Here is a 16,852-nt window from a genome sequence, read left to right on the forward strand (position 1 = left end):
CACTTTACGTTAAACGTGATGTATCTAAATTCAGGTTAAGCTTTGGGTGGACGTAATATTTCTTGCCAATATCCTTTTGAATACTGAACGTAATAGGAGGATGAGGGATCAAGATGAGATATCTCATGTCGATCTGCATCATTTACGATGGAGGAACTTGAGATGTAATGACTCAGCGTCTGACAATGAAACTGATTACAGTCTTGACAATCCGAGGCATGGGCATGCTGAGTATTGAGACTCTTTATACAATCTGGATTCAAATGATGCACATGATCTGTCATATTTGAATGTTGCAGGGAAAGCGTATGACAGGCACCTTTGGCAATATGCTGCATTGCATGATCATCATGTGATACAGATGGATCAAATGAAATCAACATCTTAAGATGTGTCGTCTGACTCGAAGCAACGGCCGCACTATTCCAGCTCATGATCAAAATCATAAGCAACACAAACCATGTGTGTTTGCGTTGAATTGTGTTCAAGCCCATACCTCGTATCTAGATTATTTGTCGTTATTCACAAATAATTTTTACTGTATTTTTTAAGCATAACTAAATTCAAGACAATGCTCAAGATTCAATTCTGGCAATTCAAAATCCAAATCTGACAATATTTTATTCATTTTACTGTACCTCGAATAATCCAACATCAGAAGTATAAAAATTATATTTTTAAATCGCTTAAACGAATAAAAAGAATACATCATGTATTCTTTTTATTCGCGAAAAGATCACGCTATAAACACTTGTTGCTGCATTGTTTATTCTATCACCAGTTTATCCATATACTTATAAACACAGTTATCCATATAGTTATAAACAAAGTTATCCACAACCCTGATATAAATTAAAGTGATTACTCTTATGCCGTGTGTGAACCAACTTTGGCAAGCTCTACACGCATTTCATCAATCACAGCTTTATAATCTGGTTTGCCAAAAATTGCTGAACCCGCAACAAACATATCTGCTCCAGCTTCCGCAATTTCACGAATATTTGCTGGCCCTACACCACCATCTACTTCTAAACGGATATCTAAACCACTTGCATCAATCATCTTGCGTGCCTGACGAAGCTTTTCAAGTGTCATTGGAATAAATTTTTGTCCACCAAACCCAGGGTTTACACTCATCAGTAAAATCTGATCAACTTTATCAAGTACATAATCGAGATAATGTAACGGTGTTGCAGGATTGAACACTAGACCAGCTTTCGCACCACCAGCCTTAATCAATTGTAATGAACGATCAATATGATCTGTTGCCTCTGGATGAAAGGTAATAATGTCTGCACCGGCATCCAGAAAGTCACCAATCATACGATCTACAGGTGAAACCATCAGATGAACGTCAATAGGTGCCTGAATACCATAATTTTTCAATGCTTTACATACACCTGCACCAAACGTTAAATTCGGCACATAATGGTTATCCATTACATCAAAATGCACAACATCTGCACCTGCTTCCAATACACGTTCCACATCCTCCCCCAAACGGGCAAAATCAGCAGATAAAATAGACGGCGCAATCAGATAAGGCTTGGACATGAAGAACCTGGCAAAGAAATAAACTGGTCTAAAGTATAGCAAATCTCATATTGATCTGCTGCTTTGTCGCCTATCAATCGAATATCAATCATTTCAAAAAGGAAACGTTGTGTTGTTGAGAATACTTCGCTTTTATTTAAAAAATTTGCTAGGGTAAATCGATAAGCAAGAGGAACGATAAGTGAAAACACAGACATCTTTAAATACAGTTGAAGCTCGGCGCATTGCAAAACGCTTACTGAATCATTGGAAACATAAATTTGAAGTGAGTGAATCTGATACTGAGTTTCGTATCATGATGCCAACTGCAACTGTTGTTTTGACGCCATCAGAACAGCAACTGACTGCACGTATTGAAAGTGAGCTTGAGGATCACACGCGTCTTGAAGGTGTCGTGATTGACCATCTGAATCGAATGGCTCAGCAAGAGTTTAATGTAACGTGGTCTCAGGTGTGATCTCAGTGAAACAGCGAAGCGTTCTACTTCGCTATTTTGTTCTTAAACGACCTCTCATTTGAATAAATTTGTTTAGGCGTGTTCAAGCTGTACTGCATGAAATTGCAAATGATCATCCATGAAACTTTGAATAAAGTAATAACCATGATCATATCCTGCATGCTTTCTCAGCGATAATGGCTGCTGGGCTGCTTCACATGCCTGCTCAAATTGATCGGGGTGAAGCTGACTTAAGAACTGATCATCTAATCCTTGATCAATTAAAATATCTTTAAACAGCATCCCCTTTTGACGGATCAGTGCAGTTGCATCGTGGCTTTTCCAAACTGATTGATCATTACCAAGATAATTTGAAAAGGCCTTTTCACCCCAAGGACACTGTGATGGCTCACAAATCGGTGCAAATGCAGAAACTGACTTAAATTTTTCTGGGTATTTGAACGCAAGGGTTAGCGCGCCATGACCACCCATTGAATGCCCCATTATCCCGATCTGATCTGGATGAGCAGGAAATTCCGTTTGGATCAAAGTGTACAACTCATCAATAAGATAACTTTCCATCTGATAATGTGCTTTCCACGGGGCTTGCGTCGCGTTGATATAAAAACTAGCGCCCTGACCAATATCCCAATGATCGCCTTGTGCCACATCATCTCCGCGTGGTGAAGTATCTGGTGTAATTAAAATGAGATTGAGCTGTGCAGCCAGACGCTGCGCATGCGCTTTAATGGCAAATGTTTCTTCTGTACAGGTCAATCCTGCGAGATAAAATAAAGTTGAACACTGTTCACCTTGCAAGGCAGCAGGAGGCAGAAAAATACCAAACTTGGTTTTTCCATTTAAAAAACTTGATGTTATCTGATAAATGCGTTGTTCACCTTCATAACACTTGTTTTTTTGCAGAAGTTCCATGTGTTTTTTCCTCATGCGAAATGGCGGTAGCTTGCGGTAAAGTTTGCTGTGGAAATAAATGCTGCTCTAGTTGTGGCAGCATCAGTTCCATATTTTTTCCAATCACCCACTGCGGTTCAGACGGTTCGAAACCCTGAGCAGACTCCCATTTGGCCACCGTTTGCTTAGCTTGCTGAAAAGCATCTTTCATCGAATGATGATCACGCATTGCCTGATCAAACAAGGCACGTCCAAAATAGGTATAATCCGCTTCATTGGTACATCCAAATGATTGTCGATCTGCTGCAGAAGCTGTAATAATCAGGGTATCAGGTGATTGAAGTGAAGAAATAAAGCTGCCTGAAAAACACGATGACACCACAATAACACGCCAACGGATACCCGATTTATCTAACGCTTCACGTAGCCATTTCGGATCGACCTGCTGTAAATCGAGTGGTGCATTTTCAATTTCAAAATCATTGGGTGCGCCGTGTGAAGTCATATATAAAAATAAGACATCACTTTCACGGTTCATTTGCTGTCCTATCCGATTCAATGCCATAGCAATACTGGTTCGTGATGCAATCGGAATTTGAGTACGTGTATCAGGATTATTGACCAACATCATCGAGCGGCCGAATGTTCCAAAGCGAGTATCAAACTGATCCTTAATGCGCATAATTTCAGACTTAAATACGTCCTGATAGCTAGCACCCGCTACCCCTAGAAAATACCAGTGACTCTGCGCAAACTCTCCATATTGAATCTGCTCAAGTGCCTTATGAAGTAAGCGACTTTGTGCATAAAAGGCATCTTCAGCAAAGGTAGGCGGCACATCTTCGACCTTCCAGATTGGCTGACTGCGAACCGAACCTTGCCATACCACCAGTGTGACTAGCGTAGCCAGCATAATCAAGGCACGTTCCCACCAAGGCCATTTTAACTCACGAGCGAACACCCATACCACTGCCAGACTTTGCCAGACAAATAACACCATAAATAGGCCTGGCAAATAGTTATAAAGTGAATAAGGCAAATAGTCGAGCTGCCCCAAATACTGAATAAAGCTTTGCAATAAGGCGATATTGGTATCTAACACCAACCATAAAATAGCAGGCACCAACATTAGGCGTGGGTTGTTGGTTCGCTGTGACAGAAAAATACCAACGATCAAAGCCAGAAAAGGCCATAACGCGTAGCTCACCAGACCTTGAGAGTTAAATTGTCCGCCATCCCCTGCAACCATCCAGCTAAACAGTGTATTGGCAGCCCCCCCTAATACTCCCCATACCAGTAATTGGAAGATTGAAGGATGAATCACTTTGAGTGATCGTCTTGATCCAAGAAATAACCACAAGCCCGCAATTTGGTTACTTTTAAAATCATGCCAAAAGTTGATGGAAGGTTTCAGGTCGATCATAGAGCAGTTCGGGAGGTCATTTTTTCAGTAGGCACTTTTTTTAAGATTCCTAAGCGCAATTTTATTTGTGATGCTGTTCCACTATATAGCAAATATTGAATCAATATTGAAGTAATGATCACATATACTCACATAGAAATCTGAAAATAAGCATCGAAACGACAGGCATCTCCTTGCCACTGATGATCTGGCTGTTGTTCATTTAAAAACACAGCATGTTTTGGACGTTTCACCACTACACGTGATGCGATTTGCTGCGCCAACGGCAACAATTGATCACCAAGATCCATCTCACCATCTTCTGGCAATAATAAATGCAGCAATTGCATCTGTTTCTTGACTTGTGCCTGTTTTTTTATAACCTGATGATGTTGGTCACGTTGCGGAAACATCGGATCCAGATAAATCACATCGACTTTGCGATCATCCTGATTACATTGTTGTAAATAATAGTGAGCATCCTGAAAAATCAGATGGATACGTTGCATGTACTTCGACAAGAAGGGATCATTTTCGGCTTTAGACTTGGCATCTTCAAGCAAAGTAAATAGCACAGGATGTCGCTCGACCAAAGTTACATGTGCACCTAGATAAGCCATCAATAGACTGTCATGGCCTAAGCCTGCAGTTGCATCTATGAGTGAAGGCTGCTCATTGATCTGACAGGCACGTGCAATCATTTCTGATTTTAAACTGGCGCGTTTTAAACGTGGAATTTCAGCTTGCCAATCTGGCTGCATTTTCATTCCATTGGCCGATAACCACAAACCATCCAGATCAACACACAATGCCAGCTCGGGATGATGACGTAAAAATCGAGCATTTAACTGCTCGATCTGTACCAGTTCGGTGCTCACATCTCGGGAGGCAAGCACCTGTTGAAATTGTTGTGCTTGCTCCAGAGCATCAACCACAGCAAATAGATGCATCGGTTTTACCATATTGTCCAACCCGTATAAGCAAAGAGTAAAATGAGCAGACCAGATACTATGCGATACCACGCAAAAACCATGAAATCACGTTTTGCAACATAGGCAACCAATGCACGAATGAGTAGTAAAGCAGAAACAAAAGAAACCAGAATTCCAACGCCCAATACACTCCAGTCAAAACTGGTTTGTAATACTTCATGGCTTTGATACAGATCCAGTAAGCCTGCACCAATAATCACAGGTATACCTAAAAAGAATGAAAATTCGGTCGCAGCTTTACGAGATACCCCCAAAAACATAGCCCCAATAATGGTTGCACCAGAACGTGATGTTCCTGGAATCAAGGATAAAACTTGGATTAAGCCAATCCAGATGGCTTGTTTTAGACCAATATTTTCAACTTCGACCGCATTTACTTTAGGTGGATTTTTCTCAATCCACATAATAATAACGCCACCAACAATCAGACCAATCGCCACAGCGACGTCATTAAAAAGTAAATCCTTGACTGTTTGACCAAAACTTAAGCCCACCAACACAATTGGAATAGATGCAAGAATGAGAGAGATTGCCAGATGACGTCCCTTTTCTTCTCCTGTTACCATGCCTGTGGCAGCACCCCACAATCTTGACCAATACTCATAAATAACGGCTGCAATGGCTCCCATCTGAATCGCGACGACAAACACAGCACTTTTTTCTTTTGTCCAGAAATTCATCAGCTCAGAAGCCAGAATCAAGTGGCCCGTACTCGAAATTGGAAGAAACTCTGTAATCCCTTCAACAATACCCATAATTGCTGCTTTTAACAGCAGTAAAAGATCCATAAAGTATCCTAATTATGCTTTACCCTGTTCTGAAATTTTCTTCCATGCGTTATCACGTAAATAAACTGGAAGGGCATGCTCGGCTGAAACCCATTGCTGATCAAGAGCATAATGACGTGCCAACTCTGCAATATGCCGTGCATTAGGATGCAGAGTCTCTTGTAAATTAATCGTTTCATCAAGAAGATGTGCGCCTGATCCGATCAGGGTAAATTGTGCGGCTTCTTTTGCATGAGAGTAGTTGAGCAAGCATTCTTCGCCTTGCAATTGCATAATGCCTGTCGAATCGAGAACATAATTCGCTAGATAAACCTCTTGCATACGCGCATCAAGCACTGCGGTCACCTGCGGATACTGAAATTCGCGATAGGCTGCTTGTGCCAATGCCTGCAAGGTAGAGACTGGAATGACGGGTAAATCATTGGCCCAAGCCAGTGCCTGTGTGACTGCAGCATTGATCCGTACACCACTAAATGAACCTGGACCACGACTAAACGCTATCGCAGTCAAATCCTCTAAAGAGGTTTGCGTAGTCAGCAGGGCTTGCTCAATCATTGGCAAAATTGTTTGTGTCTGTGCTTTTGCTCTACAGTCAAGCTGATAAAAAAGCTCTTGATGTTCATCTATTAGGGAAACAGAACATTGCTCATTTGCTGTTTCCAATGCCAGCACTTTCATGCAAACCTTACGCCATATAATCAACAAAAACGCTGCTTATCATACGCTACTCGCATCAATGAGGCGAGCCATTGACGCGAATGTTTACAAGTGCTGACCACGATCTTTATTCGTAATCATCAAAAAAGTAAGGCTCAAGCTGAATATACTTTTTGTAATGTTCGGCATAATGTAACGCGCTCAAGCGGAGTTTTGCTGCACCCTCCTCATCTAATGTTTTGACGATTTTGCCTGGTGAGCCCATGACCACAGAATTATCTGGAATGACTTTACCTTCTGGAATCAGCGCATTGGCACCAATAATACAATTTTTCCCAATGACTGCATGATTAAGAATTACCGCATTGATACCAATCAGTGTATTGTCACCAATATGGCATCCATGCAACATCGCCTGATGTCCAACAGTCACATAATTGCCAATATGCAATTCAATACCTGCATCGGTATGCAAAACGGCATTTTCCTGAACATTGGTATAATCTCCCAGGCGAATCAGACTGTTATCACCACGGATCACCGCACCAAACCAGATACTCACTTCGTCACCCAGTTCAACATGACCAATGACAGTTGCATTACCTGCAATCCACCCATTCCATGGATGAGTTTTTGTTTTTGGATGATATCCTTGAAACTTGTACATCATGATGATCTTTCCTTGTATTCTGACTTTAAAATTTTCTTTGATAAAATGAAGGCGGATTCAGTAAAAATGGCCACTCTTTCTGATAACCCAATCCATAATTAAATAAAGAAATCAGCATTCTTGCCGTTAACCCCCACACCACTTCATCTTCGACCTGTAAACTTGGGAAATAAAGCGTTTGTTTGATGTATTGTACTTTGTAAGGGGTTGGTGGCGCGTCAATCAATTCAGTCAATGAAGCAAAAAAAATACGATCTATTTCTGTGGGTTGTGGCTTTAAATCAACGTGCGGTGGAATCAGTCCTACAATAGGTTTAACCCGCATTCCGTTACGTGCACGTTGCATGGGAAGATCACCAATCAACTCGACATCAAACGGATTGAGCGCGGTTTCTTCCTGTGCCTCACGCAATGCCACCACAATATTGCTGGTATCGCCTATATCTCGTTTACCGCCAGGAAAAGACACTTCACCTGCATGATTGGTAAGCTGGGTTGAACGTCTGGTGAGTAATACCTTCGGATCATGTTCATCAGTGATGGCAATTAACACCGCTGCTTCAGCAGGTTGCGTTCGTTTTGCAAAACGCAATCGTTGTTGCAACTGCTGTGTTAATCCTTGTTTAATCATTCCTTTCACTCAGTTTTTTATTATTTTTCCATCATAGCTGAATTTTCTGGAGGTCGTATACAAATGATGCGAAACAATAAAAATTCGGTTATGCTGAGCTATCTTTAGCGCTGATGATTATTATGAGTTTTTGCATCGTTTGCGGACATAAAACCGAAGAAAAAATTCCTTTAGGTGACCATAAAATACGCCGCGTATGTACAAACTGCGGTCATATACACTACGAGAATCCTAAAGTGATTTGCGGTGCCTTGGCAATTTGGGACAATAAAGTATTGCTTTGTCGACGTGCAATTGAACCTCGCTATGGGTTATGGACTCTACCTGCGGGTTACATGGAGCTTTTTGAAACCATGGAGCAAGGCGCGGCACGGGAAACACGTGAAGAAGCTGAAGCTGAAATCGAGATTGAGCACCTTTACTGTATGTACAATATTCCACGTATTGGTCAAATTTATGTACTATTTAAAGCATTCATCAAAGATGGAATTTTTGGTGCAGGTGAAGAAAGTATTGAATCTCGCCTGTTTGAAGAACATGAAATTCCCTGGGACGAGCTGGCTTTTCCAAGCGTTGAAAGAACTTTAAGACATTATTTTGCAGACCGTAAAACTCAAGATTTTCCGATTCATCTTGAAACGATTGGTACTCGTCTGGATCATACAGGTTAACTCCTAAGATATAAAAAAGGCCAGATAATCTGGCCTTTTTTATTATTTATTTTTTACACTATAACAATTTGGTAACTCAGCAGTTAAAGTGCCCGATACTCGCTTGGCAAGTTCGATTTGATCTGCCGTTGGTGCTGGCTGGATGTTTGTAATACTGTTATAAATTTTTTGATATGCCGCATAAGTGTTAGCCCAGTTTGCTACTGTGCTCAGCCCTGATGAAGGATCATTAAAATTACTCACACTAATACTTCTGGAATTACTATTTGTATTAAGTAAATTACCAAGATTAATTTTAACGCCGCCTGAACTTAATACCGCATTCGCCGCATCGGTACTCACAGATAAATTCTGATTAAGCCCAAGTAAAGCGCCTTCAAGAAGGCCAAATTTAGCATCACTTAAAATCATACGAATCGTAATCGATTGATCACTTGAGGTAGAGTTCGCCGCGCCCGTGGTTCCCACTCGATATTGAGTAACGCCGTTATTATCCTGCATACCATTAATCAAAGTCCCGCATGTACCAGACATATCCGTAGTAGTTGCATTAGGCCCGATATCTGTACGGATATCACCATTTTCATCGATGACAATCCCCAATTTAACATCAGGCACTGAGGTATCATTAAATTTGAAAGTGAGCGTGGCATATAGAGGAAAGATGTATTGACCAGAAGTTACATTTTTACTGGTTTTAAAGACATCCTTGTCGAGATAGGAAATTGGATAAATTTTGGCAAGATCAATTTTACCATTAAATGTTTCTGTTCCGACTTGTTGTGTCCAGTTTCCATAGACTGATGTATCAACTGTATCGGTATTCATTGCACGCTTGTATAACGTATCTGTCGAAACGATAACATAATTATCTAATAGTTTGCCCTGAAAGATTTTTAGGTCTTCATTACTATTTGAGTTAAGACTGAAGCGAAATGGTTGAGCAGAGGAAAGTGCTTTGGAAAGTGGATCAATCCACGTTTTTTGGGCCTGCCCTGTCATTTTGGTAGGTGCATATTTTCTAATGAGCGTCAGGTAAGCAAGCTCACTTGTAGACTCATCTGGCTTACCCCTCCATTGCAAACCATAACCTAAGGTATAACCTTGACGATCTGTAAGTAAATACATATTGGCAAGAATCTGAGATTGTGTAGTCGTTGACTGTCCTCTAAAGCCGCTTGCATTTTTTAGAACGAGGATCTCGCTCACACTGGTAGGTGTAAAAATTTCTGCGTTAAAGATGCCTGCATTCTGGAGATTCATCATGGTCTTAAGCACATCAAAAGCCTGTGCCTGTGACACTTTTGACAAATCGACCCAAGGACTAAGTACAGTTTCATAGCTGCCATCAATAAAATCACTCACCGTCAACGAACGAGTGATTTTAGATAAATCATTTTTATAATCTTCATTTAAAGAAACTGGCTGTAAATCGCCAGCGACATTATGATCTTCTTGAATACCAACTGCCTGAAATACCCGAACCAGTGCTGTCGCTACCTTAATCGTATCATCTTGCAAATTAAGTGTTGTTGGGGCTTTTCCGGTCATTGCTGTGGCAATATCAATAAGAGAAAGTGGCTGATCTCCCACCTTGATAGGTGAAATCGTTTTTAAATCTAAACTGCCTAAATTGATTTGCTTATCTGTAGTTTGTCCCTTGATCGAGAAGGTAATGGTATCACCTAATTGACAAGCTCCTGTGACACTATTACCACCTTTTACGGTGACAAAATGATTATTTTTATTGCTACTACAATCAAAATTTAATCCCGAAACTGGATACACCAGATAGAAACCTTGACAGTTATCACTTGATGTTTTACAGCTGGTACTGGCAGTCACACCTTCATTGGGATCCAAATAAATATTCCCTCCTTCCCCACCGCAACCAGAAAGAGCAGAAACCAAAGTCGTCAATGTTGTCGCCATTAAAATTTTATTTTTCATCTTGATATCCTACTTATTTTAACGGATAGCCGTTAATTTTATTTGTCCTTGATTGGTCAGGGATTTATCTTCAACATCCATGGCAGAAGCCAATGGTGTCATTAAAATATAAGCCGTACTTTCAGGAAGTCTGATCACACCTTCAAGTGATGCATATTGCAATCGTGTAGCAGCATATTCCTGATTTTTATAACCACTGACACCTTCAATCACGCAACCCTGTTGATCTAGAAATACCACAAATGGCCAGTAATAACGTGGGTTCTCTTGAGTGGAAGCATATGAACTCAGTTTCATTTGTTTTAGAGGTGCCGAAAGTTTGACCACTTCATAGTCAAAGGTATCTTTTAACGGTTTTCTTGGCCAAAGTGAAATATATTTATCAGTGTCGAATTTTTTCGCATCTTTTATTTTTTTACCGTCAAAACATGCGGTTGCCAAGCTTTCCACAACTTGCTGTTTGGGCATTCTAAAATATGTGGGTGCCAGTGCCAACACTTGAGAAGTCTGTGGATCTGATTTCGGTTTAAATATCTGATTTAGCAAAGAACGACTCACACCCTTTTCGCGTTCAATGGGTTGCATTCTCACAATCCCTGTTTTGGGATCAATATCTCCCTCAGGCATCATATAGAAGCGTTTTTTCCCATCCAGATTAAATTCACGCTCCTCAAGATACTCATTATTCACATATTGTTCGCCATCAATGGTTGAAATATAGGGCGAGCTTTTTGCTTGAATCCCTTGATCGGTAACTGCTCCGTCTAAATGAGCCTTCGCCTCTGTTTGAGCTTGTCCAGATAAGGTGTCTTGATTCTGTTTTTCAGTCATTGCATTTTGACTATTTAACGGAAGCGCTTGAGTAATAGGTTGATTTTTTTGTGGAACAGAATCTGATTGTTGAGTAGCTTGACTCTGCGCGGGTTGATTAAGATTAGCATTTTTTGGTCGTTCAGTCGTGCTCACTGAGCTCACAACTTTTGTAGCAGAATTTGCTGGCAAAGTGGTTTTTGGTGAATTTATTACATTTGGTAGGCTATTGTTCGAAGTGGCAGATGTAACATTTTGTGGACGTGTTGGCTTTCGTGCTTCTGTTGAACCAGATTGTCTTTGTATTACCAAAGGTCGTCCATCAGGACCAATGATGGTGAAAAAATCACCCGCACAGGCCATAGATGTTACACTCCAACATAATCCTAAAACACTCAATCCACCTAAAAGTCTCAACTGCCTTTTTTGCATTACCAGCGTGTCCTATAATTGATGCCCAAAATAGTCACTTTCGTATTGGTTTTTACATCCAAGCCAGCATAAGGATTCAACAAGATATTACTCACGCCTGTCTGGTTGGCCAAAGTACTGCTACCAGCGGGAATATTATCCCGACTACGCAAAAAGCCAACAGAAAGATCTATATCTGTATCTGTATCAAAACGATATCCAATACCTAAACCGAATAATTGTGCATTGTTAATTGGAATCAATGTATTACGTTTATCATTTGGAATTGCCGAAGTACGCGGCTCATAACCTGCACGTAATTTCAGACGATCTGTCGCTGAGTATTCAAACCCAATGCCCCAGCTCCATGGTGAGGTAAACTTTAATGGCAATGCCAGACTATCATCGGTGATGTCACTTGATAAAAGTTTAGCGATTTTGAGCGCCGCAACTTGCCGATCAAACTCAAATCTGAATTTGTCCCATGCACTATAATCAGTCCAGCCCACATCAAAATTTACTTGTAAATCAGGAAGGATCTTATATTTGATTCCGGCCTGAAAATGTGCAGGATATTCAAAATCCATAGATACCAGACCAGACTCAGAGGCTGGAATACTGGATGGGAAACCTAAAATCCTTGCAAATACCGCACCTGTGGCAGAAGAATTCAATCCTCTAATTAACTCTCTTGGTGCTTTTTCATTATCAACAAAATATTTACCCTTTAGGCGCATTTTACTTGCACTTTGGTAGACCATACCAAAACTGAAATCGTCGTTTGGCTCCCAAAGTAAACCTAAGTTATAGCTTGGACTTAATGCTTGCTCAACCGAAACCTTTAACTGTCCAAAACGATTAAATGGATTCATTCCTTCCTGAGCATTACAAATCCCCAGCAGAAGCAAATCTGTAATAACGTCATTGTTATCTTTAAAGGGTGCGCAGACGACTTCATCCACCATTCGCAAGACACCAATCAACTCATTGGGAAATCTTAAATCAGTTTTGATTGAAATGGCTTGGTAAGACATCCCGATGGATGCACCCAGTGATAATTCATCGGTCACTTTAAAAGCTAAAGAAGGTGATAAATAGGTCACCCGCTCCAAGGCAACTTGTTGCCCCATATAATTGCCAGGATTACCATTTTCAGATCCAAAACCAGCAACTAACGGTGCATAAATTGCTGTGGCATATGTAATTTTTGAGCCTGGTGGTTTATAGGCAATACCAGCTGTAGGTGCAGCCAAAGGAACACCTTCACCCAAATCCACCATCTTTTTTAAGATCGGAACATAAATACTCGCATATTCAACATCCCCACTTACACTTCCTTTGTAGTCGGTACACAAATTGGATGCAACTTCTGGGCCATCATTACATACTAATGGATCATCTGAATATCCAAATACGTTATATCCAGCAGGTGCTGAAAACTCACGTTTAATATCAAAATTTGCGATTAGCCCCTGTACATCAGTTTGTAAACCTTCAATTTTAGTTAAAGCAGCAGGGTTAAAATGAATTGCACTGATACCAGGTGGATCAGCAGTGACAGCATTTCCCAGTGCTAAAGAACGTACATCAACTGATAAATTCTGTCCCAACTGTGCGAATGCAACATTGGAACACCCCGTCAAGACAATTGCAGATGCTAACGGGCGTAGTCTGAGATATCGCATAGCGACGACTCCCCTTAACGAAGTTTTTTAGCAAAACCAGCTATATCTAACGGGAAAGAAAGCCCCAAAGAAACATCTGGTGCATCTTCAGTTAAGCCAATTCCCAATGTTCCATTGACAATTGTTGTTGGTGATACACGAACCCCCAAGGCAATGGTAAACATGGAAGTGGTTTGATCAGCAGGTTTGTAGTTTTCACCTGACGAATAGGTAAACTCAGAATCCAGATTAAAACTTTGCTGATATGACATCGTCAATGAGACATCATAGTTAAACGAGTAAGCAAATCCGACAGCGAATCCGCCACTTATTCCTGGATCAAACTCAGTAATAGTACGGGTACCACGTCTTTGATTTAAGCCTGTTTCTTTAAAACCATAATTGGCCGACACTGATGCAAACAGAACAACTGGATCTATGTATTTACGTGTACTTGCACCCAGACCAGCCGAGTAATACCCTTTACCTGTAGAAAGATCAGTTACAGGATTAATTTCATATGGGCTATCACCTGTTTTGGTTGAAAGGCTACCAAACAGAATCAGTGGTAAACGTCCGGTTTGTAACGGGAAAGGCTCCCAACGTGCTCCAAATGCAATATCACCTAAACCAGCCGTTGTGCCCCCACCACCTGAGCCTGCTTTTAAATTGTCGTATTTTGCAACAAATGGAATGGAGGTACTTAAGGTAATATTGTCACGTAAACCATATTGCAATGTGAAGGTGTTGGTTAAAGTATGCGCTGCATCTTCTTCAACACGTAACTGATTAATGGTTCCATCTTCAACTGCTAAATCTAGCCGCGTATCTCGGTAATAAGTGTAATCAATATCATAATAACTTGAAATTTCACCTTTTTTAATCAGGGAATATTGTCGTTCATTTGAGGTAAAAACTTCTTGAAGATTACTCTCTTGTGTCGCATCGCCTTCTTTTTTTTGTAAAGCTTCCGCCGCGGAACTCGGAGAGCTTGCAGCCGCCGTATTTACTTGATCAGATGCTACCGCTGTCGGCGTACTTGTATCGGTAAACACACTACCTTGTGCAGCAGTCTCAGAAGACTGTGTAGACTGTTCAAGCGATTTCTCCTGTGTCGATGTCTGGACATCATCAGCAGCATAAACCCCACCAATCATCAGCATGTTGACACTAAGCGCTAGAAAAGTTTTATTCATCCGTTGAGCTCTCTTCATTCTATCCACCACATTATTTTTTTTCTGACTAAACTATTTACGCTTGTAATAAAGTCGCATAAACGTATCGATATTCTGACCATAGGTATAAGAATTTTTATCCATGTCTGGTGCTCGACGTACCGTCGAGATTCGATCTGCAATACGCTCCATATAAAAACTAGGATATTGCATATCAATGAAGGCATATTTATTGATAGTTGTATCCTCGACATGGCGCATATCACTTTCTTGTAAGGCAAGCATATGTTGACGTTGAGCTTCAGGTACTTGTATCAAAAATAGCGTATTATTTTCCCAGATTTCTTTAAAACGCACTTCATCAAAGCTGATATTGCCGAGTGCAGGATCTGCTACATACACTCGTCCATCTTTATATCCTTTATATACAACAAAATGTTTAAACCCAGCATAAGAAATTGGAACAATCGCAGGTTGGCCCTGATTAACCAAATCTGAAAACTCTCCACGATATCCCCCACTTTCTAGTCCTAATGCGGTTACAAACCGCTTCATATCGAGTAGTGAGAAACTACGGCGTTCAATGATTCGCTGATATTCTCCAAACCGTAATAGACCATTCATGGTTTGCTGTTCAGTTAATTTTGTACCCACGTAACCATTTAATAATGTTGTTAATGCCGCAGATCCACAGCTATAGTCATATGCCTGACGTACAATTCCTCGGAATTGTTCCTCTATGGCAGGTTTAATCAAAACAGATTCACGATGCATTCTAGTGAAAGATGGCTCTCTGGAATCTAACATTTCAGTATATTGAACTGTCCCTGGAGGTTTCTCTTTAATGTCAAAAGCGTGGGCTGCAAAGTAATAGATCAATGCCGACCCTAATGTAATCTCTAACATAATCTGGCGGTTCTACTTTTGGGCAAAAAATGCCTGATATTTGTATTTTTTAGAGCAAATACTCTACGTTCCCTGTCTTTTGAAGATACCTTTTTTTTGAAAAAAATGCAGCTTTTTTTTATTTTTTTTGACGAAATACGTATTTTTTTGTAATTTTTGGTCATTAAAAAACGCGTGACGAACACGCGTTTTTTAAATTCACAGTTAGTTCAATTAATGACCACTAATGGTAATCGTCGAGTTACCTACATTTAGGCCAGCAACTTCAACATCCCCAATCGACTTCGCTGTAGAACTTCCTAAATGAACACCTTGAATATAAGTATTGATATTTTGCGCACTGTTGTTCTTAATCACAATACCGTTTGCTGTAACACCGACAGTGGCATTTAACGTCAAATCACCAGTGGTATTATCAGCACCGCGAACATAAATATTGTCTAGGTAAATCTGACCACCACCAGCGGCATCATTGATACCTAAGTTTGAAATCGTCAAGCCTTTTTGCAGTGTAGAATTTAGAACAATCATGGCACCTTGAGGGGTTGCACCTAATTGAATATTAGCTGCAACTTTACCCAGTGAAAGAGTCAAACCTGATAAAATTTCTGTTGGGTTTGTCTCTTTAATACCACGTAAACCCGTTGTGGTATTGACAGCAGTATTAGAACTTCCAATACCAATTGACCCAATATCGATATCGACAGCACCAACCGTGGCTGCAATGTTAAGAAAAGCACCCTGAGCACCATTAGACGTAGTTGCACTACCATTGGTATCAATTTTTAGGTCTAATAGGTTCTCACTTGTATTTGTTTGTTTAACAGTCACACCATTAATGGCAATTGCACCTGCTGTACCTGTCGCGCCCGTGATATTTGTATCAGTTCCTAAACCATCATTATCATGTACGTATAACTTGCCAATGCTAATCCCTGCATTATCAAGCTTAATCCCAATATTTAAGCCATCCTGACCTGTAGTTGCACTCATTGATGCATCATCCATAGCCTGCATAGCCATCGCATTAACACTGATTAGCATAGAAGAAACCAAAGCCAATTTAGTGAATATTTTCATTCCAAACTCTCCCAAGAGCATTTATTTTTATTTCTTACTACTCTCATTCTTCCGTTAAAAAGAATGATTCCTTTATCCCTGAGTAGCCTAATTTTGCCTCTTTAAATTAGCGCTAGTTCACATTTTCTGCAACGTGTAATGTG

17 protein-coding genes are annotated in these 16,852 nt (G+C 40.5%); 2 read left to right on the forward strand and 15 right to left on the reverse strand.

Features of this window, described 5'->3' with window-relative positions:
• Nucleotides 1–35 precede the first annotated feature (35 nt).
• Nucleotides 36–434, reverse strand: a complete 399-nt coding sequence (locus tag F952_RS04155; protein WP_227499417.1) for a hypothetical protein — start codon at nt 432–434, stop codon at nt 36–38.
• A gap of 433 nt (nt 435–867) precedes the next feature.
• Nucleotides 868–1,554 carry a ribulose-phosphate 3-epimerase gene (gene rpe / locus F952_RS04160; protein ID WP_004922644.1) on the reverse strand — a complete coding sequence of 229 codons (687 nt, stop codon included), beginning with the start codon at nt 1,552–1,554 and terminating at the stop codon, nt 868–870.
• 181 nt (nt 1,555–1,735) lie between these two features.
• Between rpe and F952_RS04165 the strand changes: the two genes are divergently transcribed.
• Nucleotides 1,736–2,011, forward strand: a complete 276-nt coding sequence (locus F952_RS04165) for a DUF2218 domain-containing protein (RefSeq protein WP_004922645.1) — start codon at nt 1,736–1,738, stop codon at nt 2,009–2,011.
• A gap of 72 nt (nt 2,012–2,083) precedes the next feature.
• Here F952_RS04165 and fghA read toward each other — a convergent pair whose 3' ends face one another.
• From fghA to F952_RS04200, 7 genes are all read right to left on the reverse strand, one after another.
• Nucleotides 2,084–2,923 (reverse strand): S-formylglutathione hydrolase, encoded by an 840-nt coding sequence (gene fghA, locus F952_RS04170; RefSeq protein ID WP_004922648.1) that lies wholly within the window; start codon nt 2,921–2,923, stop codon nt 2,084–2,086.
• A complete protein-coding gene (locus tag F952_RS04175; RefSeq protein ID WP_004922651.1) occupies nt 2,892–4,325 on the reverse strand; it encodes a C13 family peptidase in 1,434 nt (477 codons plus the stop codon). Before F952_RS04175 ends, fghA begins: the two co-directional genes overlap by 32 nt.
• Nucleotides 4,326–4,453: 128 nt before the next feature.
• A complete protein-coding gene (locus F952_RS04180; protein ID WP_004922654.1) occupies nt 4,454–5,266 on the reverse strand; it encodes a class I SAM-dependent methyltransferase in 813 nt (270 codons plus the stop codon).
• Nucleotides 5,260–6,084, reverse strand: a complete 825-nt coding sequence (locus tag F952_RS04185; RefSeq protein WP_004922656.1) for an undecaprenyl-diphosphate phosphatase — start codon at nt 6,082–6,084, stop codon at nt 5,260–5,262. Before F952_RS04185 ends, F952_RS04180 begins: the two co-directional genes overlap by 7 nt.
• A 12-nt stretch (nt 6,085–6,096) precedes the next feature.
• A complete protein-coding gene (tsaB, locus tag F952_RS04190; protein ID WP_004922661.1) occupies nt 6,097–6,762 on the reverse strand; it encodes a tRNA (adenosine(37)-N6)-threonylcarbamoyltransferase complex dimerization subunit type 1 TsaB in 666 nt (221 codons plus the stop codon).
• Nucleotides 6,763–6,868: 106 nt separating this feature from the next.
• Nucleotides 6,869–7,411 (reverse strand): gamma carbonic anhydrase family protein, encoded by a 543-nt coding sequence (locus tag F952_RS04195; protein ID WP_004922662.1) that lies wholly within the window; start codon nt 7,409–7,411, stop codon nt 6,869–6,871.
• A gap of 25 nt (nt 7,412–7,436) precedes the next feature.
• On the reverse strand, nt 7,437–8,042 hold the full coding sequence (locus tag F952_RS04200; protein WP_004922665.1) for an NUDIX hydrolase: 606 nt from the start codon (nt 8,040–8,042) through the stop codon (nt 7,437–7,439).
• Between the two features lie 122 nt (nt 8,043–8,164).
• Here F952_RS04200 and F952_RS04205 point away from each other — a divergent pair, with 122 nt between their 5' ends.
• Entirely contained in the window at nt 8,165–8,713 is a 549-nt protein-coding gene (locus F952_RS04205) for an NUDIX hydrolase (protein WP_026056896.1), read from the forward strand.
• A gap of 42 nt (nt 8,714–8,755) precedes the next feature.
• Here F952_RS04205 and filF read toward each other — a convergent pair whose 3' ends face one another.
• The 6 genes from filF to filA form a co-directional block, all read right to left on the reverse strand.
• Complete coding sequence (gene filF, locus F952_RS04210) at nt 8,756–10,663, reverse strand: putative pilus system protein FilF (RefSeq protein WP_004922672.1); 1,908 nt, start codon at nt 10,661–10,663, stop codon at nt 8,756–8,758.
• An 18-nt stretch (nt 10,664–10,681) separates the two neighbouring features.
• Complete coding sequence (gene filE, locus F952_RS04215; RefSeq protein ID WP_004922675.1) at nt 10,682–11,905, reverse strand: putative pilus assembly protein FilE; 1,224 nt, start codon at nt 11,903–11,905, stop codon at nt 10,682–10,684.
• The gene (gene filD, locus F952_RS04220; RefSeq protein ID WP_004922678.1) at nt 11,905–13,569 is read right to left on the reverse strand and encodes a putative pilus system OmpP1/FadL family transporter FilD; all 1,665 of its coding nucleotides are present in this window, start codon (nt 13,567–13,569) and stop codon (nt 11,905–11,907) included. Before filD ends, filE begins: the two co-directional genes overlap by 1 nt.
• A gap of 14 nt (nt 13,570–13,583) precedes the next feature.
• Nucleotides 13,584–14,744, reverse strand: a complete 1,161-nt coding sequence (filC, locus tag F952_RS04225) for a putative pilus system protein FilC (RefSeq protein ID WP_004922681.1) — start codon at nt 14,742–14,744, stop codon at nt 13,584–13,586.
• Nucleotides 14,745–14,795: 51 nt separating this feature from the next.
• Nucleotides 14,796–15,629, reverse strand: a complete 834-nt coding sequence (filB, locus tag F952_RS04230; RefSeq protein WP_004922683.1) for a putative pilus system C39 family peptidase FilB — start codon at nt 15,627–15,629, stop codon at nt 14,796–14,798.
• Nucleotides 15,630–15,842: 213 nt separating this feature from the next.
• On the reverse strand, nt 15,843–16,709 hold the full coding sequence (filA, locus tag F952_RS04235; RefSeq protein ID WP_004922685.1) for a putative pilus system protein FilA: 867 nt from the start codon (nt 16,707–16,709) through the stop codon (nt 15,843–15,845).
• Nucleotides 16,710–16,852: the final 143 nt, after the last annotated feature.

Origin of the sequence: Acinetobacter baylyi DSM 14961 = CIP 107474 (assembly GCF_000368685.1) — a bacterium.
GTDB classification, from domain to species: Bacteria; Pseudomonadota; Gammaproteobacteria; order Pseudomonadales; family Moraxellaceae; genus Acinetobacter; species Acinetobacter baylyi.